We start from the raw sequence: 21568 nt of genomic DNA on the forward strand, positions 1-21568 counted from the left end.
AATCTTTCACTAATCTTGATTACCGCCGCACTCGCTCCCGGCTATCAGCCATATCCTCTCTCAAGGCTTTCGCAAGCACGAGGAGTAATTTAACACGCCTTCTTTAAAATGTCAAGCGCTTTTAACCTTTTTTTTAAAATATTTTTTTCTCACCATCTAATATTATGTAAAAACAATCATCGGTCTAGCCACTAACGCTTATTTATGTTAAAGTGTAACTATGTTTAAGTGGCTATTGCTCCCGTTGGTAGAGCACCAATCGTTCTTTAATATCTTTCAGTATATTACTTTTCGCACGGCTTATTCTATTATTACGGCTTTGCTTATTAGCTTTATTGCCGGGCCGGCAGTCATTAAGTGGTTGCATCGTATTAAATTTGGCCAAAGTATCCGCAGCGATGGCCCGGCCAGCCACTTAAGTAAACAAGGCACACCCACAATGGGTGGGGCGTTAATGATACTTAGCGTAGTCGTCTCTACCTTATTGTGGCAAGATTTAACCAGCTTTTACACTTGGTTATTTATTATAGCTTTGTTAGCCTTTGGGACTTTAGGTTTTATAGATGATTATTTAAAGATAAAAAAAGCTAACAGCGATGGCATTAGCAGCAAAGTAAAAAGTTTGGGGCAAATCACTATTTCGCTCATCATCGTGCTGGTGCTTATGTGGCATAATGGTTTTTTTGCCGGCAACAGCTTTCAAAGTTTACTGTTTGTGCCTATCTTAAAAGAGGCCGTAGCTAACCTGCATTACCTTTACATTCCCTTTGCCGTCTTTATTATGGTGGGAGTAAGTAATGCCACCAACCTTACCGATGGGCTAGACGGCCTGTTAACGGGCCTGCTTTTATTTGCTTTTGCTACTTTTGCGCTTATTGCCTATGTAAGTGGCCACGCCATTTTTGCCGGTTATTTATTAATACCTTTTATACCCGGCGCCAGCGAACTGGCCATTCCTATTGCCGCCGTTTGCGGCGCTTGCTTAGGGTTTTTGTGGTATAATGGCCACAAGGCCGAAGTTTTTATGGGCGATACCGGCAGTTTAGCTTTTGGCGGGGTTTTAGGTTTATTAGCTATTATGCTTAAAAAAGAATTGCTGTTAATTATTATCGGCGGAGTTTTTGTGCTGGAAACTTTATCGGTAATTATACAAACCGTCTATTTTAAATACACCAAAAAAAGATATGGTGAAGGGAAACGTGTCTTTAAGATGGCGCCGCTCCATCACCATTACGAAAAATTGGGCTGGAGCGAAACTAAAATAGTAACCCGCTTTTGGATAATCGGTATAATGTTTACCCTTATTGCTTTAAGTACTCTTAAAATTAATTAATAATTAAAAAGCAAAAATTAATAAAAAATGATTATTCTTTCTTAATTTTTAATTATTACTTCTTAATTCATCAGGTTGGTTAAATGAAATTTTTTAATGATAAAAAAAGTGAACTAAGTAAACTAAGCTGGCGTTCGGCCTTTGCTTTTCATCGCGGCGACGCTATCGATGCTCCGCTCTTCTTTATTTTGCTTAGTTTACTTTGTTTTGGTCTTGTTATTTGTTTTTCTAGTTACTTTCATTTTTCTACCCGCTATCAGCCCGATAACCAATTTCATTTTATTACGCAGCAACTGCAAGCCGCTTTAGTGGGCATAGTGTTTGCTGTAGTCATTATTTTTATACGCATAGAATTTTTCTTTAAAATTACACCTTTACTATGGGTAATAACCGTGCTTTTAAATATATGGCCGGTAACGGGGGTATTTGGGGCCATCAGGGGCGGCAGCCGCTGGATTGTGCTTAATGGTTTTAGCTTTCAGCCTAGCGAATTAGCAAAACTTACCTTAGCTTTATATTTAGCCCGTGTACTTTTTAGAAAAGAAGAATTATTAGAAAAAAGCGCTCTGTCGGCCATTAAACCGGCGATAATGACTTTTATTATGGTACTGCCCATTTATGCTCAAAACGATTTTTCTACCGCCGCCTTTATTTTTGCTATCAGTATCGTCATCTTTTTTTTAAGCGGCGTAAATATGCGTTACATTATCGGCGAGGTAACGGCCTTAGCTCTTTTAGCTATCCCGACTATTTGGCTAACCGGCTACCGCTTTAACCGCATTATAGCGTGGCGTAATCCGGGCAGCGACCCGCAAGGGCTCGGCTGGCAGCCTCTTAATGCCCGTGCCGCCATAGAGGCCGGCGGCTTATTTGGTGTAGGTTTAGGCGAAGGTACTTTTGAACTTGGCCGTATGAGTATGGTAAGCAGCGACTACATTTTTACCGTTGTGGGCGAAGAGTTAGGATTAATCGGTATAGCCGCCGTTATTGCCCTGTTTACCGCCTTAGTTTTACGCAGCTGGCAGCTTAGCTTGTTGCACAACCGCAGCTATGAGCGTATACTTATGTTAAGTTTGGCCGTTATTATAAGCGCCAGCGCTTTTTTAAATATGCTCGTTGTAAGCGGGTGGGCGCCGGTTACCGGTATTAACTTACCTTTTTTTAGCGCCGGCGGCAGTAACATGGTAGTTACTTTAATGATGAGCGGCTTCTTGCTTAATTTATCAAGAAGTACTAAAATTACCCATAACGAACAAAGGGGGGATAAAAGTTGAAGTTTACTAAAAGACACATCGTCATCGTTGTGCTTATAGCCCTTATCCCCTTGCAATATTTATATTTTTTTGCCGACCCGCGCAGCGCCGCTTTACGGCGGATTGTGCTTAATAGTAATATTGATGTAAGCGATGAATTTATCCTTGACATTTTAGGGCTTAGTTACGATACCAGCTTTGCTGCCATTAACCCGCAGCTGGTGGCCCAGCAAATTACAGAGCGCATTTCTTTAAGTAATGTAGTGGTAGAAAAACGGCGCGGCCGCACCCTTTATATTAGCTTAGTTGCTCATAGCTCGATAGCGGCTTTTATAGACGACAGCCACATACCGCACTTTATTGATGCTAACGGCCAAATTTTTAGCACGATAGCACGCAGCGAGTTAATGCCGCCGTTAATTAGCGGCTTAAGCTTTAGCAATAACAACGGCACCATCGAGGTAAGTGATAATTTTAAAGATTTTTTAACCAATCTTTCTTTTTTAAAGCGCGAAAACTATTTGCTGTTTACTTTAATAGAGAGTATCGATATTGTACAAAATAACTTTGGTCATTACAATTTATGGGTAAGTTTTATAGATTTACCCAATAAAGCCATTTGGCCGCTTAATTTTAACTCGGCTCGTTTATATAATAGCATCGTGGTATTAAATTTATTAAATAATTTAAATATTTTAAGCGATTACAATATCGATTTTAGAACCGATGAAATAGTATTTGTAAGGTAAGTAAATGATAATAACCGGTATCGATTTAGGTAGCTATAGCTTTAAAATGGCCCTGTGCGAAGAAACCGCCGAGGGGCTAGAGTTAATTTGTTTAAAAGAGATAGCGGCCGATGGCCTTAAAAAAGGCGCCATTGTTAATATGGAAAAGGTGGTAACGGCCTTAGACAAACTTATTTACTCTGTAACCGAAGAAACAGGTATAACTATTAAAGAATGTTATGTAGCCTACAGCAGCGAAAAATTAGAGGCCTTTAACAGCGATGGCGTTATGGCCATCGATTTACGCGGCAAAGGGCGGGCTATTACCCAAGAAGATAAAGAACTGGTCGTTAAACAATCGGAGGCCATTCCGATTAGTGATGATAAAGTTATTGCCCACACCATTCCTTTACAATTTGCCGTCGATAATAACGAACAAGTTAAAGACCCTATTAATATGGTAGCCGTTAGGTTAAGGGCTATGTCGCATATTATTATAGCTAACGGCACGTTGTTAAATAATATTTATTCGGCTATAAAGAGGTGCGGCCTAATGCCGCTGGCTTTGGTTTATTCGCCCCTTGCTGCGGCGGGAGTTATTTTAAGCAGCGGCGAGCGCGAAAACGGTACTTTATTTATCGATATTGGCGGCGCTAACACTAAATTAAGCTTTTATCAGCATGGGAACTGCTATTTTAATTACACTTTACCCATTGGCGGCATTACTTTAACCGGTGATTTAGCTTATATGTTAAAAATATCTTTTGAATTAGCCGAAAATTTAAAGATAAAGCACGGTTTTTGTTATAAGCCGTTACTGGAGCGCGAAGATTTTGTTTATTTGCCCGGCAATGCCGACAGCAACCCCCGCTCGGTAAGCGAGCATTATATTTGCGATATACTTACCGCCCGTATGAGCGAAATTTATAGCGTAGCCAAAGAGGTAATGCATAACAAAGGGTGGCTGGCTTATACCAATAGCTTAGTAATTGGCGGCGGTGGCAACGAGCTGCCCGGCAGCGCCGAGCTGGCTAGTAAAATATTTGATAAAGCGGCGCGTAACGGTTACGTGAGCGGCCTAGAAAAATTGGCCAGCAACGAGCGCGGCAGCAGTTATGGTAGTGTGCTTGGTTTATGTAAAAAAAATATTATGACAAATATCGATAAACCAATTGAAAAAAAAGAAATTTTAGGCCATAATAAAAAAACCGGCTCTACACCCCTTAAAAGCGATAGCTTTAATTTGGTTAAATGGGTAAAAGATTTTTTTTAAACGGCGGGAGCTTTTAATGACAGGATTAAAATTACAAGTTGTAGCTGAAAAGTTTAAACACGTAAGCGGCCGTACCAATATTAAAGTAATTGGTGCCGGTGGCGGCGGTTGTAATGCCCTTAATCAAATGATTAAATCGCACATCGATGGGGTAGAATTTATTGCCATTAACACCGATATGCAAGCTTTAAGCAGCTGTTTAGCCCCGGTGCGTATTCCTTTAGGGCAAAACTTAACGATGGGGCTGGGCGCCGGCGGTAACCCCGATATTGGCAGCCGCGCCGCTCAAGAAGACCGTGCCGAACTGGAAAAGCTTATTCATGGCGCTAATATGGTGTTTTTAACCACCGGGCTGGGCGGCGGTACCGGTACCGGCAGCTTGCCCATCTTGGCCGAAATTGCCAAAAAAGGCGGCGCTTTAGTGGTAGCCATTGTAACCCTGCCTTTTAGTTTTGAAGGCAGCCGCAAAATGGACGTAGCCAAAGAAGGGCTGGAAAACCTGCGCAAATATACCGATGCCTTAATTATTATTCCTAACGAAAAATTATTGGCTATCTCCGATAAAAAGAAAAGTATGCTTGATGCCTTTGCCGCCGCCAACGAGTTATTATTTATTGGGGTGCAAGGGATTGTCGATTTAATTAACCACACCGGCCATATTAACGTAGATTTTAACGATGTTAAAAGCGTGATGAATTTTCAGGGCGAAGCCATTATGGGGCGTGGTGTAGGCAAAGGTGATAACCGGGCTATAGACGCTTTAAAACAAGCTTTAACTTGCCCGCTGGTAGAAAACAGCGATATTGAAGGGGCAAAGGGTTTATTGGTAAATATTACCGCCGGTGATGATTTTAGTATGGTAGAATACGCCGAAATTACCACCGAACTAAGCAAATTGGTAGACCGTAACGCCATAAGTAAATATGGCTTAGTTATTGATAATAACTTACGCGATGAAGTGCATATTACCATTATTGCCACCGGCTTTAACCGCAGCGAAAAGCGAGTGGTGCTGACCCACCCGGCGGCAACCCGCAAAGAAAAAAATAACGATAATTTAATTGGCGAGCCTAATTACAGCTTTCCCGCCGAAAACTATGATAACTTTATTAAGGGCACCGCTCAGCTGGAACTAAACCGTAACGGGATTATAGCTGCCGATGCTTGGGATAATTTAACCGGCGGCGGTAAACGTATAAATACCGAAGAACGTGAAGAATTTAACGAAGCCGTACCTAGCTATTTGCGCATAAAAAGCAAAGGGGGTTTCTAGTTTGTAACTAGAGCGAGCTAATTTTGGCTAAAAAACAAGTTAAAGGTACCGAATTTTTCACTCCTACTTTGTGGGGGCGTTTCGCAGTTAAACAACACCAAATTGTCGAAAAATGGCTTAACGGAGCCATTATCCTAGACCCCACTATGGGGGCCGGGCATCTTTTTAGGGCTTTAATAGACGAAGCCTTAATACTGGGCTGTCCTTTGGCTAAACTGCCTATAGCTAATCTTTACGGCATAGAGCAAGAGAAAAAAAATTTGGATAGTTGGTTTAATTTTTTAAGAGAATACAATCTTAAGCTGCATAAAAGTAATTTTATTTGCGGTGATTTTTGTTTTACCAAACCGTTTATTAAAGCCGATATTTTATTGGCCAACCCGCCATGGGCCAGCTTTACCAACCTTAATAAAGATTATGCCGAAAGTTTAAAACCTATTTATGCCCGTTACAAATTGATAGAATCTACCAACGAAATGTTATGGGGCACTAACCGCGTGGATATTTCGGCGTTAATTATGGCTATTGCCTCGCAAGATTGGCTAAAAAATAAAGGTATAGTGGCCGCTTTTTTACCTACTTCGCTCTTTCAAAGTGTTTCGCACAAATATTTTTGTAAATTTCATGTTAGTATGCAAGCTAATTTAACATCTATATATTATTTTACCAATTTAAAAGTTTTCCCTATTAACCACTCTTATTTACTTGCTTTTTTTCAAAAACAAAAAGCTGTTAAATTATCGACAACTCCGCCCATTTACTACGAATTTGCCACCGATACGCAGCAGTGGCAAGAGGTTTCTCCGCCGCCAACTATTAACTTTCCTTTAATGGCTATTCATAAAAGGCAGCAGCCGCGTTCCGGCATTAACACCGGCGGCCGTAATAAATTATTTATTTTTAATCAGGCTATTTTTAATAAAAATACCGTTATTTTAAGTAACGACCACGGCATCGAAACTAAATTACCTAAAAAATTTGTTTTTCCTTTAATGTCGTCGGATAACTTTAAAGGAGCTACCGAAGCAAGAAAGTGGGTCTTTTTACCTTACGAAAGAGATGCTAGGCTTATCACCCCCGATAAGTTAGCCACCAAAAGTTTAGAACTTGTCAACGAATATTTATTAAAACAAGAAGCGGCCTTACGCAGCCGTACCGGCCAGCTACTGGCCAGCTATACCCGCAGTCCGCGCTATTATACTTTATTAGGGGTTGGCCCTTATAGCTTTACAGCTTATAAAGTTGCTTGGCGCACCACAGGGGCCGCCATTTTTGCCCCGCAAATCTTTAGCGGCGAATGGCAAGCCGACCAATCGATGTATGCTTTTATCCCTGCCGATAGCCTTGCCGAAGCAAAAGCCATTTTAAATTACCTGAGCGATGCCGCCGTGCGGCACTATGTGGAATATTTTGCCGCCAGCACTCAGCGGTTTGCTCAACCTAATATCATTAAGAAATTATTTAAATACCACGAACACGACAATAAATCTAAAAATTTGGAGCTCAAATTAACTATTTAACCTGCTCATCGTATAAGCTAAAATAAAACCTATTAAAGCGCAAATTAAGCCGATAAATAACGTAAAGTTAACGGCTAACGGCGGCCAAAGAGCCACCACAGAGGCTATAAGCACGCCACAAATAAAGCTAAAACTTAGAGACGGCTGCTTTTTTAAGGCATAATTAACTAATCTGGCAAAAGCGACCGTACCTAGCGCTAACCCTAAACAGAGTAAGGTCATAAATAAAACGGCCGGCCACAAAGCAGCCCAGTTAAAGTTACCGCGTAACAAATTACCGGCGGCATCGATGATTTGGTTAAAAAAAGCCAACGTGTTGGCATACTCGCCCAAAATAACTAAAATTAAACTACCCGATAAACCCGGTATCACCATACCGGCCGCCGTTATAATACCAACAGCTAAGATTTTTAAACCGTAAAATAAATTAAAGCTAGGCGGCTGCCAGCCTTCTGTCGATAAAGCGCTGCCGTTATTAAGGCGAAAAAAAGCCGTCATAAAAACAATCCCCACTAAAACGGCTAATAACTGTTTTACTAAGAAGACATTTTTGCTAAAGTTTGCTCTCTTAATAATTAAAGGTAAACTGCCGGCCAATAACCCTACCATAAAAAGCTGTACAAATTGCGGGTAACTATTTATTAACAATCTAATTAAGCGGGCAAAAGTTATTAAACCGATTAAACCGCCTAAAGCAAAAGGTATTAAAAATTTTAAAGCCTCTAATCGTTCATTTTTATGGCGCATTATGCTTAAAATATTGCCGGCTAAGTAAACTAGGCGGTCGTAAAGCCCTAAAGTAATGGCTAAAGTACCGCCCGATATACTGGGCATAACGCTTACCCCAGCAATTAATAAACCTTTTATTACTATTAATATTGTCTGCATGGTTTTTCCTTATTATATTTTATTTAGCTATACCATTAATAAGTTAATATATGCTATAATGGTCAAATTAAACAAGTGCCTTACTTTTAATTACCCTAAAGAAGGCGCTTAAAGGAGAAGTAAATTGATAGAACTTAACGAAAGCAATTTTGAAGATTTTGTAGCTAAAGCCGATAAACCTGTCGTGGTAGATTTTTGGGCCGATTGGTGCGGTCCGTGCCGTGCTTTAAGCCCTATCCTAGAGGAGCTGGACGGCAAACTAGGTGATAAATTTATTTTTGCTAAGGTAGATGTTGATGGCAACCAAAATTTAGCCCGCCGCTTTAAGGTGCTAAGTATCCCTGCCGTACACATTATTAAAGACGGCCACAGCATAGCCAATAGTTTGGGGTTAAGGCCTAAAGACGAGCTGGAGCAGTTTTTTACCAGTCATAGTTAGTTATTGACTACTATTTATTTATAGATACTACCCAAAATCTCCTTCACTAGCGAAAGGGATTTTGAGTGGTCCTTTCTTAATTTGATGGCTGGGTTTATTCTTTAGTAAAAAAGATTACATAATTTATCGGCCCTCTTAATCCCATATAACCGTATACTATTTCAAATTATTTGTCAAGACAAAGGGTTTATTTCATTTATTAGTATAAATTACCTGCAAAACACCCACCTTGCTAAAGCCATTTTTATAATAAAGCTGCAAAGCCGCTTCGTTGCCATTTTTAACAAAAAGGCCGACACCTTTACCGCGCCGTTTAGCATTACCCTGCATAGCGGCTACTAAAGCGGTGCTTAAACCCTGCCGCCGATAATCCGTTACGGTAAAAACCCCGCCAAGCATATCGTAATGGTAAGCTTCGGCAGTAAAACCAGCTTTAGTTACTATTTTTTTATCTATAACTAAATGAAACATACGCTCGTTTTGCAAACGTTTACGGTATTTAGATAAGATTTTTTCGATACTGGCGGTATTTTTAGTATTTTTTATAATAACTTCTTCTCTTAAAAAAGCCTCTTCTAGAGGCAATAAAGCTTTATAATGACTGGTGGTACTCTCTAACAATTTACAATTAAGCTTTAAAGTAACACGCGGCAAAGGCTGCCAAATATGATAGTTCATTAAGGTATAATCAACCACTACAGAGAGATTATCGTAAAAAAAACCATAAAAAAATTGCAGCTCTTCCGGCTGGCCTATCATACAAAATACTTTGATACTATAATTAATAGCCAATATAACCCGAGTAAAATCGTGTTTAAGGGCCGGGTTAAAGCTTGTCAGCAAATACCCTTTGCTATCGGCCAATACCACTCCGCTAACGCTATAATCTTGCTCCAGATTAACAAAAACCAGCTGCCCGCTAGGCCACAACCTACGGCCGCCGCGATGAAAGCGGCTGCTAAGGGTAAGGTGTTTCACCTCGTCTTTTAATAAATAAAGGCTAACGGCAGCAAGGTGTTGTTTATTGGCGCGCGTCCACATAGGTGTTTACAATTTACCTTGTAAGGAGAATATCTGTCAAGTAAGTTAAAAAGGCTTTACACGGTATTCTCTTATAACAAGTTACGTTAATTTGCAGTAATATTTCAAAAAAATAATGATTAACTGTAAATAAAAAACCACCTCTTTTTAAAGGTGGTTTTACACTAATTTTTTTAAGAGATTATAACGCCCCAGAGGCTAGCCATTCGCCTATTTTCTTGTTTAAACGCGTCTGCCAGTCTTTCTTTTTACGAAGCTCGGTAAGATAAGCTTGAGTAAGGCGAATCGATACCGTTTTCTTTTTACTTGTTTTTGTAGAACGCTCATCATTTAGCGGTATTGCTTTAACAAACCATTCTTTATCTGGCATAGGACTATCGTCTTCGATGGCAGATTTAAGTGGTTCATTATCAATAAGGCCATATTCTTTATCTACAGAAACAATTTCACCATTATCTATAACATATTTAACTCTCGTTAATGCCATAATACCTCCTCCTCTCTTTTTTATGAATACGGCGCATAGAAATAATACGGTAGGCTTCGCCACGTTTTGTGTAGCAAAGGCAAATCACTTCACTCCGGTATAACCCATAAACAATATAACGAACCTCACCGTAATCGTGCCTATCGTCAATACGCTCCACCCTACTAGGGTCGTTAATAATGTAAATGGCATCGGCAAAATCTAAGCCACGCTCGTTAAGGGTACTTTGCCTTTTAGCTTCGTCCCACTCAACTATTATTTCTTTAGCCATACATATTTAAATTATATATGCTTTTAATCTGATTGTCAACATAATTAACTATCCATCTGTTTATACCAACTTTTTGCTTATATTGCCTTTTAATAAGCTTTTGTGTATATTGTAGCTAAGTAATAAAAAAAGGGTAAAAAATGAAAAAACTTGTGAGCTTAATTTGTTTAATCTTTATTATGGCGGCTTGTAACCAAAGCGCTACTTTACAAAGTTTAGCCGGCGGTAACGAGCAAGCAATTATTGTATCTGTAAGCGGCGATGTCGTTGTTATCCGGGCCGATGCCGCTATTAAAGCCGAAGAAGGCATGTTATTATTTGAGCACGATTTAATTAAAACCGGTATTAACGGTTTTGCGCAGGTGCGTTTTTTTAACAATGCCACGATGTCGGCCGGTAACCAAAGTACCGTTGGCGTTACTAGGGCTAACCAAAACGATATTGTAACTAGGGTTATTACCGGTTCGGCGGTTTTTAAAGTAGAAAAAGTTTTAAACGAAGAATTTATCGTGCAAACCGCCACCAATCAATTTAGAGTACGCGGCACCGAATTTTTGGTGCGCAGTAACGCCGACCAAACTATCTTAGCTATCTTAAGCGGCAGTGTCGAAGCCTTTAGCGCCGACGGCAGGCAAAGCCTACAATTAGCCGAAGCCGGCCGCGAAGTTACCTTTGCTTTAAATGGCTTAGCCGTAAGTAGTAACGAATTAAGCGTTATTAACCGGGTAATGATAGAAAACTTTAATTTGCCCGACCCTAACTTTTTTGGGATTTACCACAACCCCGAAGTGGCCGAGCTGCATACTTCATTAAATAGGCTAGTCGGCGAGCTTGACGAAGCTGTAGCCCAAAGCTATACTATCCAAAGCGAATTGGCCCAGCTAACGGCTATGTATAACCGCGAACGGCAGATGGTTGCCAATTTACAATCCGAACTAAATGTGATTAGGCAAACTCAAGCCCAACTGGCCGCCTTGCAACAAAGCGTTAACGAACAGCATGCCCGCAACTTAATTTTAGAGCAACTACTTAACAACGAAAGAGCTTTAGTTGATAGGTATCGGATTATTTTAGAGGAGCAAGGTATAGTTTTACCCGGTAATTAATGGAGTTAGAGGATAAAGAGCATTTAAATAAACTGAAAGAGGCCGTCAATGATGCGCCTCTTTCGGCCGGTGTTTATCTATGGTTAGATAAAGGCGGTAAGGTTATTTATGTAGGTAAAGCCAAACATTTAAAAAACCGCCTTAAAAGCTACTTTATCGATAAAGCCCCCAAAGAGCCGCATCAACAAGCTTACTATCTTAAAACCCGTCAATTAATGGCCAGCGCTTATAGTGTTGAAACCATCACGGTAGACAGCGAATACGAAGCTTTAGTGCTGGAAAATAATTTAATTAAAAAGCACCGTCCCAAATATAATATTAGTTTAAAAGACGATAAAAGCTACCCTTATGTGCGTATTACCAACGAAGACTTCCCGGCTTTATTTTCTACCCGTAATTTAATTAAAGACGGCAGCGAATATTTTGGCCCCTATCCTTTAGGCCACCTAGAGGCCTACATGCAAGTTATTAATAAAACCTTTAAGCTGCGTAAATGCAAAGCTATCCCTTTGCGCACAAAATCTTATAATTGCTTATATTACCATATTCATCAATGTTTAGGCCCCTGTAACGCCAAAATTAGCCAAGAAGATTATGCGGCCGAAATTGACAAAATAAAGGCTTTGTTAAGCGGTAAAACGGCCGGTTTTATTAAAGAGTTAAAACAAGATATGGCTAAGGCGGCCGGCCTGCTAAATTACGAACGTGCCGCTTTACTGCGTGATGCCATTACGGCCATCGAAAACACTTTACAAAAACAAAGTGTAGAAGAATTAGATAATACCAATAACAGCGATTATTTGGGATTTGCCGGCAGCGAAGGCTTATATTGTTTTGTGGTGCTGCATGTGCGTGATGGTAAACTTTTACATAAAGAACTCTTTAAAGCCCATAGCCTAAGCGAACCTTACCATGCCCTTAACGAGTTTTTAGTGCGTTATTACCTGCAAGACAGAGCCGAACGCGCCAACTTAGTTATTGTCGAAAAATTACCGCATAACCTCGATTACAGCCGCTTTTTTCAGGAAGAAGGCGGTAAAAAAATACGCGTTAACGAACCGCTTAACGAACGTGATGTTAAACTGCTGCGTATGGCCTTTGATAACGCTATGTACGATTTAATGCGCGAAACCAACAAAAAAGATGCCCTTGAGGGTTTAAAACAAGCCTTACAGTTAAACAGCTTACCCAAAGTTATTGAAGGCATAGATATAGCCCAGCTTAACGGCCATTACACGGTAGCCAGCTTGGTAAATTTTAAAAATGGCCTGCCCAATAAAAAAAATTACCGCCGCTTTAGAATTAAAAGTTTAGCGGCCGGCGAAATTAACGATTATCAATCTATCAGCGAGGTTGTGGCCCGGCATTTTACCAAACTGCTTAACGGCGGCGAATCGTTACCAGATTTACTTTTAATTGACGGCGGTAAAGGGCAATTAGGAGCAGCTTACGACGTATTAAAAAGTTTAGGCCTAGAAGAAGAGTTATCTTTAGCCAGTTTAGCCAAACGCGAAGAAGAAGTTTTTATTGTTGGCCAAAGCGCACCTATCATCTTAGCTAAAGGTTCGGCCGAACTTAGGTTGCTGCAAGCCGTCCGCGACGAAACTCACCGTTTTGCCACCACTTACAACCAAAAATTACGTGCCGGTACTTTAAAACTTAATACTTTAGAGGGCGTGCAAGGTATTGGCAAGCAAAAAGCTAAACAGCTGCTTACCGAATTTGGCAGCTTAGAAACCATTAGCAAACAAGACGGCAGCGCTCTTGCTAAAGTGGCTAAAATTAGTAACGATAAAGCTTTAGAAGTAATTAAACATTTAGAAGAAGCCTTAAAAGATAATTAAATAAACTTCTTCCTATCTTGACTAAAATTAAGCAATAGTTTACCTTTTTAAAATGTTCAAAAAAATTATTTTACTAACCATTTTTTTAATACTGCCTTACTATAAATTATTTGCTATTGGAAACTTATTTACTATAGAGCTAACACCGGCTTTTAGGTTAAGCAGCGCTAACTTTAATGACGAAGCCATTAATTTATTTACCATTCAAAACTTTTTTAATCAAACTAGGCTCTCTAAATTTGCCTTTAATTATAACTATGCGCCTTTCCAGCTTTATGTTGATGTCGATTTTTTAAAACAGCATATCGATGTTTTTACCGATAATCCTTCTTTCTCTAACTTTCCTTACAACGATGGTTTTGTGGGCTCTATTAACGCTACCGTACCGCTGCAAGGCTTTTTTGCTTATCGCGGCGATTTAATTAATGTCATCGTTGGCCGTTCGCGCTGGCATTTTGGCGCCGGCGACTACAGCTTGGTAGCGGGGCGCGACGTGCCTTATTTTGATGGCGTATGGTTTAGCTTTAACCCGCAGCTAAGTAACGGTCGTTTACATTTTAATTTTTGGGCCGCCAGCGATGAACAGCGGGCGCTCGAAAAATTTTTAGCGTGGCAGCCCGAAGGCGCTCTGCATTTGCAGCAAAATTCGCGCTGGTTTTTTGCCCATCGTTTTGGTTTTAGCCGCGAAAGCTGGCGGCTTGGCTTAACCGAAACAATGATTTTTATGGGCGAACCGCTTAATCTTTCGGTGATTAGCCCTCTTTATTTATGGCACAATCTTTATATGGATAGCGCCGCTAATGTGGCCATCACCCTAGATTTTGAAAAGATTTTTACCAATCAAAATATTCGTCTTTACGCTGAATTTAGTTTAGATGATTTTCAGCTGCCGTGGGAGGCCATAGATAGCAACCCGCAGGCGATAGCTTTGTATCTAGGGGCCGATTGGCAAATATTTGATAACGGCGAACGGTTTACCGCCCCGCGCTTCGACCCTTTTGCTCAAACTATTACAATGGATAACTTTGCCTTTGATGGCGGCTTAGTCGTTACTTTGCAAGCTTTATGGGCCAGCCGCTTTATTTGGGGCCGGTCGCAAGAGTTGCCTCTAGGTAAATTTACTTTATTTAAAAATATCCACGATGGCAACAATGGTGTCATAGAACATTACTTGGCCTTTCCTTATGGCGGTGATAATATTTACCTTAAAGCCGGCGCCGAGTGGCAAAACAGCCAATTTTTTGTTACCGGCTCGTTAGGGGTACTGCTGCAAGGTAACGATGCCGCCAAAGTTACCGGTTACTTAAATCGCAATCACCCGGAGCCTCAAGCCGTACATATTTGGAGCGAGGAAACGGCCCGTAATTGGGCTTACAGCGGCTTAGCCCATACAATGTTACTGGTAAACAGCACGGTACATTACGCTTTAACTCATTATGCTTCGGCTTATACCAGCCTTAACAGCCGCCTTGTTTTAAACGATTTTAGCCAAAGCAGCGCCCTGTTCGAGCTGGGTGTCTTTTTAAGGTTTTAAATTTTACAACTAAAGATATTTTAGCTATAAAATAAATGAATAAAATAGTTGCTTAAATCCTCAAGTTATGTTAAGCTAAAAATTGCCGATAAATTATAAAGGAGCTAATGCAGTAACATGGCTATTAACTTTACCTCGCCCACTCGTAAAAAAAATAGTTATCTTACCTTTGTAGGTAAAGCTAAAAATAAAAATGCTAAAAAACCTTTAATGGCCATTTTTATGACTTTTATTAGTTTAGCTGCCATTATCGCCGTTGCTGTTAATTTAATCATTTCTTCTTTAATCCTCCCCGAAGAACTGGGGGCTTATAGCTTTACTTTTGCGCCGCCGGCTGTTTTTGAAATATTAGAGCAAAACAATATCCAACCCCGCTTAAGCGGTATGGAATTTAACTTAACCAGCGGCGAGGTATTATTTAATGCCATTAATAACCGTATTGATGACCGCTCCGGCGTTAATAGCGCTATTGCCGCCCTGCAAGGGGCTGTCAATTTAAGATTATTGCAGGTGGGGCAACCCGTTATCATCAGTTATGTTGATGGTATAAGCAGCGATACTTTGCACTCGGTTATTATCCCTCTGCGCAACAGCAACCGTGTAACGGCCCTTAGGCAGCCCGACGGCTCGTTTAAGGTAAGCGAAACCGTTAATTTAACTTTAACGCAACCAACTTTAAAGCAAGGGGTGGTGCGCACCAGCCTCTATCAAGCCGGCCTCGAGGTAGGGATACCGGCTAATCGTTTAGCCCAAATTTTTGATATTTTTGCCTTTTCGGTCGACTTCCAGCGTGATATTTTTGCCGGCGATGAGCTGGCCGTTATCTACGAAGAACTTGTTGACACACGCGGTAATGTGGTTGGTACCGGTAACCTACTGGCCGTTAAACTTACCACACGCGGCCAGCCGCGCCAAGCTTATAGCTTTGATGGCGATTTTTTTGATGAAAACGGCGAAAGTATCCGCCGCGCTTTACTATTAACCCCCGTGCAAGGCGGCCGCTTAACCAGCAGCTTCGGCACCAGACGCAACCCGATAAGCGGCTTTACCGAGCACCACCCGGCCCTTGATTTTGCCGCTCCAATGGGCACGCCGATTATGTCCGCCGGTGATGGCGTGGTGGTACACCGCGGCTGGGACGCTCGCGGCTACGGTAACTATGTGGTGGTTCGCCATAACAACAGCTACGAAACTTTGTACGCCCATATGTCGCGCTTTAACAACCTAGCTCCTGTAGGGGCCAGAGTTGCTCAAGGACAAACCATTGGTTATATCGGCTCTACCGGCCAATCGACGGGGCCGCACGTGCATTACGAGATAAGACGCAACGGCGTGCGCCTTAACCCGGCAGTTGCCGTAGCCAATATGCCCAGCGGCCGCAGCTTAACTGCCGGTGAACGGCCCGTTTTTATTGAGCATATCCATGATTTGGCAGCACAGCTTAACCCTTAATGAAAATTTTTATACCCAGTTAGGCATAATAGGTTTTGTTATGGCCCTAACTTTAGTTATGGCTTTATTAGGTTACTTGCTGTTAAAGCATCTAACCAAAACGAATGACTTTTTAACCGGTATTTTTAAAAAATCTCCGGTTAAGATTTATTTAATTATCGCCAGTTTATTGCTATCGTTTATAATTTATGAAACCAGCCAAATTTTTATCGATTTTTGGCTTTACCTGTGGCGTGATTTAACCCTCTTCTTACTTTTATTAGCAGGATTTATTATTTTTCAGCTAATTTTACAACCTATAACTTTTTACGCTAAGTCTTTTTATAAAGAGCAAGGGCGCAAATTACCTTATAAACGGCTTATTTTTTCTTTAAATTTTAATTTATTCTTAACAGTCGGGCTCATTTTTATACTTAACCAACGAAGTGTTCAATTTTCCTTTATAGAGACCAAATTATGGCAGATTGGTTTTTTCTTTATCGTTTTTACCTTGCTGGCCTTACCTATCCTTACACTTAATCATTTTGCCAAAATTATTATCAACTTTAATAAAAATAATATCATTAAAATAAATATTATTAAAGTTATTTTATGGCCTCTTAATTTATTATTTTTAAGCGGCTTTAGTCGGCTTATTGCCGGCACCTTATCATCTGATAACGTTAGTAAATTTTTTAATATAGTAACTTTTTGCTCTTTAGTAGCAGCCAGCGCTTACTTGCTTTATGCCGGCATTAATTTACTACAATATTACTTTGTAAAACTAAAAAAAATAAACGATTCTTTAATTAGTTTAGCCGCTTTAATGAGCAAAATTACCATCATTTTTAGCGCTTTATTACTTATTATCAGCCGAATTAGCGGGCAATCACTTACCGGCGTTATGGCGGCTTTGGGAATAGGCGGCCTAGCTATTGCTTTAGCCAGTCAAGATTTATTAAAAAATTTAATCGGCGGTATCGCCGTTATGTTAGATAAACCTTTTAAACTGGGTGAAAATATTAGCGCGCTTGGTTTTAGCGGTAAGGTAGAAGAAATTGGCTTTAGAAGTACCCGCATCCGCACCGCCGAAGGTTTTGAAGTAAATTTACCTAATAGCTCCGTATCTTCTTCACCCATCAGTAATAACGATAAAAGGTTAAACCAAGTGCGTAACTTTAACTTACATTTAAGTTACGATAACCCGCCGGAGGCCCTTAATAAAGCGCTAACCATTATTAAAACCATTTTAGATGAACATAAAAACGAGCTTGACCCCGTGCAGGGTTATGGCACCAGCTTTAGCGAATTTAAAGATTGGGCTTTAGCTATTAATATTTATTATTCTTACATAAATTTTAATGATAAAATAGCCCGAGACAATTTTAACCAGCTTATTAATTTTAAGATTATTGAAAGGTTTGAGCAAAATAACATAAAACTTGCCGTAGCCAAGCTGGTTTATTAGCCCGCAAAAACCGATAATTTAAGTAAGGGTAAAGATGTGGCTAATCCGTCAGAAAAATTTAAACAAATTTTAGTATACACGCATTTTTTAGTGCGCAGGCCATTTAATTATCTGCGCAGCTTAAGAGAGAGCATTAATATTAAGATTAATGCCTTTATTGCTTTTAAATTAAAGCCAATTTTTTCGCGCCGTAACACTTTTTTTAATGCTCATTTTTTATTGCTGGGGCTTTTTGCTAAAGCCGATGGGGCTATTAATAATGAAGAATCTAATTTAATTTGGGATTATGTTAAACATAAATTAAAGCTAGACGGCAAAGAACAAACCAAAGCGATGCGTATTTTTTTTAACGCCGGCCATAAAGCCGAAAATTTTACCGAAACCAGCCAACTTATTAGCCGTATGACGGCCGGTAATGTTGAGCTACTAAGCCCCATCTTTGAAGTTTTAAGTGAGCTCGCGGTGGCCGATGGAGCCCTTTGTAAACAAGAAGAACATTATTTAACCGAAGCTATGCACATTTTTAAGATGGAACGTTACGAAGGCAGCAGTCATAAAAACCCTTACACTATTTTAGGTTGCCACCCAGATGACAATGTAGATAAAATTAAAAAAACTTATAAACGTAAAATAGCCGAACTTCACCCCGACCGTTTAGCAACGTTAGGATTACCCAAAGAGTTTATTAACTTTAGTACGGTAAGGTTTCATGAAATTCAGCGGGCTTACGAAATTATTAAAGCTAAAAGGCAAATTAGGTAAATGATTATTGTTTTAGAAGGGCTCGACTGCTCGGGCAAAAGTACCCAAGCCAAACTTATTAGTAATCAATTAACACAATTAGGCATTAATAACAAATGGCTGCATTTTCCTAGCTTAGATAAAGATAGCGCTTTTGCCGAAGCTACCGGCAATCTTTTACAAGGTAAATTTGGTAAACTTAGTACTTTAAATCCTTATTTATGCGCTTTAGTTTTTGCCGCCAATCAATTTAGTGAAAAAGATAAATTAATTGATGATAAAGTTATTATTTTAGATAGATATTTTTACAGCAATATGGCTTATCAAGCCGCCAATTTGCCTACTCCAGCAGAAAAAGAGGCTTTTACTTTATGGCTGGCTAAAGCTATGTTAAGCGATTTTACTATGCCCAAAGGCGATTTAATTTTTTACCTTAATGTACCGGAGCAAGCGCACCAAAAACTTTTGCAGCAAAAAATTGCCAATAAAAAAAATGATATTTACGAAGAAGAGTGGCAGTATCAACAGCAAGTTAAGGCTGAGTACTCCCGGCTAGCCAAACTATACAATTTTATTTGCGTTGATTGCGGTGAGGGTGAAAATATGGCTGCACCGCATTTAATTAACCAACGTTTAATGCCGCATATCTTAAAAAAATTGGAGTAATTATGTATATAGGTGCCCATGTTTCGTCTAGCGGTGGCGTTAGCCATAGTGTAGCTAACGCTTTGGCTATTGGCGCCAACGCCTTTGCTTTATTTACCGGCAGCCCAAGATCGTATACGCGTAATCTTTTTGCAGAGGAAGAAATTGCCTTATTTAAAAGCGCTTTAATAGCCGCCGATATTAAAATTGATAACATTTTACCTCATAATAGTTATCTTGTCAATTTAGCTAGTCCGAAAGAAGACATATTTTTAAAATCTAAACTGGCTTTTAAAGGGGAAATTGCTTGCTTAAACCAGTTGGGTTTAACTAGGCTTAACTTTCACCCCGGCTCGGCAGGGAAAGGCGGCGATAGGGCAGCCGCTGTGCAGCAGCTGGCCGATAACTTAAAAATTTTAATTGATGAAAGTGAACATGTTTGTTTGGTGATAGAAAATACAGCCGGTCAAGGCGGTTACTTAGGCAGCAGCTTTGAAGAGTTAGCCCGGATAATCGAGCTAACTAACCGTCCGGAAAGATTAGGCGTTTGCCTTGATACCGCTCACCTTTGGGCCGCCGGTTACGACTTACGTAGCCTTGATAACTACCGGCAAGTGATGGCCGATTTTGATAGATTGATTGGCCGTAATTTTTTAAAAGGAATGCATATTAACGATAGCAGCCAACCCTTTGCGGGCCATACCGATCGCCATGCCTCACTAGGGGAAGGGTTATTGGGTGATAGTTTTAAATGGATAGCACAAGATAAATACATGCATACCATACCTTTAATTTTGGAAACCCCAAACCTCGATAAATGGCCGGACGAAATTGAGTGGCTAAGACAGCTGGCTAATTAAGAAATAATCTTATAGCCACTAAAAAAACTCATTATTTATACCTTACCTCCATTTGTTTTTTGCCTAGATATTACAGCCACTATTTTAACAATTAAAAAATAGGGCAAAAAGTCCTTACTTAAAAAATAATCTTTGACTTAACGGCACAGTTGGTATATAATTATAATATCATTAATCAATATACTAGGAGGAAAAGTTATGAATATTGGAAAATGGCTGCAAACCATCGATACCCACACGATGGGCGAGCCAACCCGTATCGTTGTAGCAGGCCTGCCGCCCCTTAGGGGGGCAACGGTGATGGAAAAGAAAAAAGACCTAGAGGCTAACTACGATTGGATTCGCCAAGTACAAATTTTTGAGCCGCGCGGGCACAAAGATATGTTTGGCGCTTTTTTGGTAGAGCCTACCCAACCGGAGGCCGATTTTGGCGTTATCTTTTCGGATAGCGGCGGTTACCTAAATATGTGCGGGCACGGTACTATTGGGGTGGCCACTATGCTGGTAGAGATGGGTTATGTGCCAAAAGTGGAGCCTTACACCAATTTAACCTTAGAAACACCGGCCGGACTGGTTAAAGTAAAGGTTACCGTAGAAAATAAGCGGGTAAAATCGGTTACCTTTACCAATGTGCCATCGTTTATTTACAAACAAAACTGCACCGTTAATCTGCCGGGCGTTGGTGATGTTACCTTTGATATTTCGTTTGGCGGCAGTTTTTTCGCCATCATTCACGCCGAACAACTTAAGCAAAAGTTACACCGCGAAAACTTACCGGCGCTTGTACCTTTGGCGCTTAAATTGCGCGATATTATTAACCAAACTATCCCTATGAAGCACCCCACTTTGCCCATTACAACGGTAGACCTTGTCGAAATTTACGACACATCGGCCAACCCGAGCGCCAATGCGCAAAATGTGGTGGTTTTTGGTGATGGTAATGTCGACCGCTCGCCATGCGGCACCGGTACCTGCGCCAAGCTGGCCCTGCTTTATGCCGAAGGCAAAATTGGCTTTAACCAGCCGTTTGTTTACGAAAGTATACTTGGCACAACGTTTACCGGTGAGATTTTAGGAGAAACTTTGGTAAAAGATACTAAAGCCATCATTCCGCAAATTACAGGCTCGGCTTACATTACCAGCATAAACCAACTGGTTATTGATGAGAACGACCCCTTTAAGCACGGCTTTCAGCTGTAAAACTGGAGGTTTCTTTTTATAATTCGAGGCTTTGCGGATATATTTTCCCAAAAGCCTCGTTTTTATAAACTGTAATTTAATTTTGTTCTAAATGGCAGCAGGTTTTTTGCGCTTCTCCCAGCGGTCTGCCGCTATCCAAAGCAATAAAAGAACCAAAAGTTGCAGCAAAATGGCGGGACCAAAACCACCTAAAAGCTCCGGCAGATAAATTCGTCTTCCCGAGTACAAAAACG

The 21568-nt window shown here is 40.4% G+C and carries 20 protein-coding genes; 16 read left to right on the plus strand and 4 right to left on the minus strand.

All coding sequences use genetic code 11. The features are described 5' to 3' along the window. The first annotated feature begins 220 nt into the window (after nt 1-220). The 6 genes from mraY (at nt 221) to FWE37_04205 (ending at nt 7380) form a co-directional block, all read left to right on the plus strand. Nucleotides 221-1333: a phospho-N-acetylmuramoyl-pentapeptide-transferase gene (mraY, locus tag FWE37_04180; GenBank protein ID MCL2520185.1), complete on the plus strand. Its 1113-nt coding sequence runs from the start codon at nt 221-223 to the stop codon at nt 1331-1333. 83 nt (nt 1334-1416) lie between these two features. Continuing rightward, on the plus strand, nt 1417-2607 hold the full coding sequence (locus FWE37_04185; protein MCL2520186.1) for an FtsW/RodA/SpoVE family cell cycle protein: 1191 nt from the start codon (nt 1417-1419) through the stop codon (nt 2605-2607). Beyond that, nucleotides 2604-3335 (plus strand): FtsQ-type POTRA domain-containing protein, encoded by a 732-nt coding sequence (locus tag FWE37_04190; protein ID MCL2520187.1) that lies wholly within the window; start codon nt 2604-2606, stop codon nt 3333-3335. The genes FWE37_04185 and FWE37_04190 overlap by 4 nt, the downstream gene beginning before the upstream one ends. Nucleotides 3336-3339: 4 nt before the next feature. Continuing rightward, nucleotides 3340-4587 (plus strand): cell division protein FtsA, encoded by a 1248-nt coding sequence (ftsA, locus tag FWE37_04195; protein ID MCL2520188.1) that lies wholly within the window; start codon nt 3340-3342, stop codon nt 4585-4587. 16 nt (nt 4588-4603) lie between these two features. Continuing rightward, complete coding sequence (gene ftsZ / locus FWE37_04200) at nt 4604-5860, plus strand: cell division protein FtsZ (protein MCL2520189.1); 1257 nt, start codon at nt 4604-4606, stop codon at nt 5858-5860. A 23-nt stretch (nt 5861-5883) separates the two neighbouring features. Continuing rightward, nucleotides 5884-7380: a hypothetical protein gene (locus FWE37_04205; protein ID MCL2520190.1), complete on the plus strand. Its 1497-nt coding sequence runs from the start codon at nt 5884-5886 to the stop codon at nt 7378-7380. Here FWE37_04205 and FWE37_04210 read toward each other — a convergent pair. After that, entirely contained in the window at nt 7369-8268 is a 900-nt protein-coding gene (locus tag FWE37_04210; protein MCL2520191.1) for a DUF368 domain-containing protein, read from the minus strand. The genes FWE37_04205 and FWE37_04210 overlap by 12 nt on opposite strands. Nucleotides 8269-8392: 124 nt before the next feature. Here FWE37_04210 and trxA point away from each other — a divergent pair, with 124 nt between their 5' ends. Beyond that, nucleotides 8393-8707, plus strand: coding sequence for a thioredoxin (gene trxA, locus FWE37_04215; GenBank protein ID MCL2520192.1), 315 nt, complete (start codon nt 8393-8395; stop codon nt 8705-8707). Between the two features lie 192 nt (nt 8708-8899). Here trxA and FWE37_04220 read toward each other — a convergent pair whose 3' ends face one another. The 3 genes from FWE37_04220 to FWE37_04230 form a co-directional block, all read right to left on the minus strand. Next, nucleotides 8900-9748 carry a GNAT family N-acetyltransferase gene (locus tag FWE37_04220; protein ID MCL2520193.1) on the minus strand — a complete coding sequence of 283 codons (849 nt, stop codon included), beginning with the start codon at nt 9746-9748 and terminating at the stop codon, nt 8900-8902. Nucleotides 9749-9929: 181 nt separating this feature from the next. Next, nucleotides 9930-10235, minus strand: a complete 306-nt coding sequence (locus tag FWE37_04225; protein ID MCL2520194.1) for a hypothetical protein — start codon at nt 10233-10235, stop codon at nt 9930-9932. Further along, nucleotides 10216-10506 (minus strand): BrnT family toxin, encoded by a 291-nt coding sequence (locus FWE37_04230; protein MCL2520195.1) that lies wholly within the window; start codon nt 10504-10506, stop codon nt 10216-10218. Before FWE37_04230 ends, FWE37_04225 begins: the two co-directional genes overlap by 20 nt. A gap of 140 nt (nt 10507-10646) precedes the next feature. Here FWE37_04230 and FWE37_04235 point away from each other — a divergent pair, with 140 nt between their 5' ends. The 9 genes from FWE37_04235 (at nt 10647) to FWE37_04275 (ending at nt 21335) form a co-directional block, all read left to right on the plus strand. Continuing rightward, a complete protein-coding gene (locus FWE37_04235) occupies nt 10647-11612 on the plus strand; it encodes a FecR family protein (GenBank protein ID MCL2520196.1) in 966 nt (321 codons plus the stop codon). Beyond that, nucleotides 11612-13456, plus strand: coding sequence for an excinuclease ABC subunit UvrC (gene uvrC, locus FWE37_04240; GenBank protein ID MCL2520197.1), 1845 nt, complete (start codon nt 11612-11614; stop codon nt 13454-13456). The genes FWE37_04235 and uvrC overlap by 1 nt, the downstream gene beginning before the upstream one ends. A 52-nt stretch (nt 13457-13508) precedes the next feature. Then, complete coding sequence (locus FWE37_04245) at nt 13509-14990, plus strand: hypothetical protein (protein MCL2520198.1); 1482 nt, start codon at nt 13509-13511, stop codon at nt 14988-14990. A gap of 117 nt (nt 14991-15107) precedes the next feature. Beyond that, nucleotides 15108-16442 (plus strand): M23 family metallopeptidase, encoded by a 1335-nt coding sequence (locus FWE37_04250; GenBank protein MCL2520199.1) that lies wholly within the window; start codon nt 15108-15110, stop codon nt 16440-16442. Beyond that, nucleotides 16414-17889, plus strand: a complete 1476-nt coding sequence (locus FWE37_04255; protein MCL2520200.1) for a mechanosensitive ion channel family protein — start codon at nt 16414-16416, stop codon at nt 17887-17889. Before FWE37_04250 ends, FWE37_04255 begins: the two co-directional genes overlap by 29 nt. Before the next feature lie 36 nt (nt 17890-17925). Next, on the plus strand, nt 17926-18651 hold the full coding sequence (locus FWE37_04260) for a TerB family tellurite resistance protein (GenBank protein ID MCL2520201.1): 726 nt from the start codon (nt 17926-17928) through the stop codon (nt 18649-18651). Next, entirely contained in the window at nt 18652-19296 is a 645-nt protein-coding gene (locus FWE37_04265) for a deoxynucleoside kinase (GenBank protein ID MCL2520202.1), read from the plus strand. Between the two features lie 2 nt (nt 19297-19298). Then, a complete protein-coding gene (nfo, locus tag FWE37_04270; GenBank protein MCL2520203.1) occupies nt 19299-20135 on the plus strand; it encodes a deoxyribonuclease IV in 837 nt (278 codons plus the stop codon). Nucleotides 20136-20333: 198 nt separating this feature from the next. Beyond that, nucleotides 20334-21335 (plus strand): proline racemase family protein, encoded by a 1002-nt coding sequence (locus FWE37_04275; protein MCL2520204.1) that lies wholly within the window; start codon nt 20334-20336, stop codon nt 21333-21335. The last annotated feature ends 233 nt before the right edge of the window (nt 21336-21568 follow it).

Source organism: Spirochaetaceae bacterium (genome assembly GCA_009784515.1).
Classification (GTDB): domain Bacteria; phylum Spirochaetota; class Spirochaetia; order WRBN01; family WRBN01; genus WRBN01.

Bases quoted from the DNA above. Each gene is read 5' to 3' on its own strand.
- mraY (MCL2520185.1), top strand. From the start codon at position 221: ATGTTTAAGTGGCTATTGCTCCCGTTGGTAGAGCACCAATCGTTCTTT.
- FWE37_04185 (MCL2520186.1), top strand. From the start codon at position 1,417: ATGAAATTTTTTAATGATAAAAAAAGTGAACTAAGTAAACTAAGCTGG.
- ftsA (MCL2520188.1), top strand. From the start codon at position 3,340: ATGATAATAACCGGTATCGATTTAGGTAGCTATAGCTTTAAAATGGCC.
- ftsZ (MCL2520189.1), top strand. From the start codon at position 4,604: ATGACAGGATTAAAATTACAAGTTGTAGCTGAAAAGTTTAAACACGTA.
- FWE37_04210 (MCL2520191.1), bottom strand. From the start codon at position 8,268: ATGCAGACAATATTAATAGTAATAAAAGGTTTATTAATTGCTGGGGTA.
- FWE37_04220 (MCL2520193.1), bottom strand. From the start codon at position 9,748: ATGTGGACGCGCGCCAATAAACAACACCTTGCTGCCGTTAGCCTTTAT.
- FWE37_04225 (MCL2520194.1), bottom strand. From the start codon at position 10,235: ATGGCATTAACGAGAGTTAAATATGTTATAGATAATGGTGAAATTGTT.
- FWE37_04230 (MCL2520195.1), bottom strand. From the start codon at position 10,506: ATGGCTAAAGAAATAATAGTTGAGTGGGACGAAGCTAAAAGGCAAAGT.
- FWE37_04235 (MCL2520196.1), top strand. From the start codon at position 10,647: ATGAAAAAACTTGTGAGCTTAATTTGTTTAATCTTTATTATGGCGGCT.
- uvrC (MCL2520197.1), top strand. From the start codon at position 11,612: ATGGAGTTAGAGGATAAAGAGCATTTAAATAAACTGAAAGAGGCCGTC.
- FWE37_04245 (MCL2520198.1), top strand. From the start codon at position 13,509: ATGTTCAAAAAAATTATTTTACTAACCATTTTTTTAATACTGCCTTAC.
- FWE37_04250 (MCL2520199.1), top strand. From the start codon at position 15,108: ATGGCTATTAACTTTACCTCGCCCACTCGTAAAAAAAATAGTTATCTT.
- FWE37_04255 (MCL2520200.1), top strand. From the start codon at position 16,414: ATGATTTGGCAGCACAGCTTAACCCTTAATGAAAATTTTTATACCCAG.
- FWE37_04265 (MCL2520202.1), top strand. From the start codon at position 18,652: ATGATTATTGTTTTAGAAGGGCTCGACTGCTCGGGCAAAAGTACCCAA.
- nfo (MCL2520203.1), top strand. From the start codon at position 19,299: ATGTATATAGGTGCCCATGTTTCGTCTAGCGGTGGCGTTAGCCATAGT.
- FWE37_04275 (MCL2520204.1), top strand. From the start codon at position 20,334: ATGAATATTGGAAAATGGCTGCAAACCATCGATACCCACACGATGGGC.